Source organism: Winogradskyella sp. SYSU M77433 (genome assembly GCF_029911945.1).
GTDB lineage: Bacteria > Bacteroidota > Bacteroidia > Flavobacteriales > Flavobacteriaceae > Winogradskyella.
Map to the genome: position 1 here is coordinate 1 of NZ_JARYTG010000026.1, position 1,520 is coordinate 1,520.

At 38.4% G+C, this 1,520-nt stretch carries 1 pseudogene; it reads left to right on the top strand.

Annotated features, from left to right (window positions below):
* Positions 1 to 357: 357 nt before the first annotated feature.
* Positions 358 to 1,520, top strand: a pseudogene (locus QGM60_RS18095) (hypothetical protein); the annotation flags it as partial.

Sequence of the window (1,520 nt, forward strand, 5' to 3'; positions counted from 1 at the left end):
ACTAAAGAACAGCATGCTGATAACAGACGTTCTGAATTTATTATCGTAAATACTCAGGAAAACGAGTAACGTTTGTTTATATAAAATGTTAAAAGGTCTATCACTTTAATAAGAGATAGACCTTTTTTCTTGCTAATATTTCAAAAACCTAAACCTTTCATCGAAAATAAAAGTATTTAATCTATTATAACAATGTTAACATCATGTTAATACTCATTTTTTTTAAATTCACCAATGCAGACAAAGGTTAAGCGACACAAAGTACTGCGACAACATTATCTATGTACCAACAAAAAATATTCCTTTCTAATTTAAATATTGGAAGGGTTTAATATTTACTAACAAACCTATTAACTAATGAAAAAGATTACCTTATTTCTTGTCATGCTAGGGTTCTGTATTACTGCAAGTGCCCAATATGATTTTACCCCAATCGTGGGGCCGACAAACGTAGCATCAGGATCGCCAGTAACAATTAGTCTTAACGATGTGGCTAATTCAACTGGTGTGCCCAGCTCATCTTCTGGTGCTTACGACTCCTTCTCTATTACGGTAGACTGGGTCGCTGGTGGAGGAAACCCTTGGTCCTCCGAAGCAGATCTCACATTCACAACAGCCGCTGGCTCTGTAACTGTAGACCCGCCAACAACTGGTGGACTTAACAGTAATGCAAATACCACCCTTACCTTCGTAGGTGACTTAGCAGGTGCTTATGACCCTGCTTCCGATGGCTATATAGATTTAGTATTAAATCAAAGTTTTGGTGGATCAGATGCAGATTGGTCCAATATTGTGGTGACTCTTTTCGAGGCTCCAACCTGTATTGAACCAAGTAATATGGTTGCTAGTGCTATTACTGCTACTACAGCTAACTTAGATTGGACTATTGGTTTGTCTGAAACAGATTGGAATATTGAATATAATAGTGGAGGAGATTTCACCCCAGGAAATAGTGAAGCTGAAATTTCGATTTCACCAACAGGAACTCCGACTGCAGCTTTAACTGCACTAACACCTGCCACAGAATATTATGTATACTATCAAGCAAACTGTGGTCCTGGTGATTTAAGTTTATGGGTTGGCCCATATATTTTTACAACGGAGTGTGTGACATTTACAGCCCCTTATTCTGAAGGTTTTGAAAATGGTGGATCTATTCCACTTTGTTGGTCTATGGATGGTGGTGAAGATTGGTTTTTTGATGACGACCCTGGTTTTAACCATATCGGAAATAACGGCACTATGACAGGCACTACGGCAACTAATGGCTATTTTGCTTGGTGTGACTCTTCTGGTACTGATGGTGTAAGAACACTTACAAGTCCATTGGTAGATGTGTCTGCTTTAACAACACCTTCTCTTTCTTTCTATGAAATAAGCGATAACGAAGGTAACGCCAACTCACAACTCGATGTTGAAGTTTGGGATGGTGCAGCTTGGAACAATATGGGGACTTATAATACCAATACTGCTGGATGGGAACTTAAAATTATTGACATTAGTACTTTAACAATTACAGG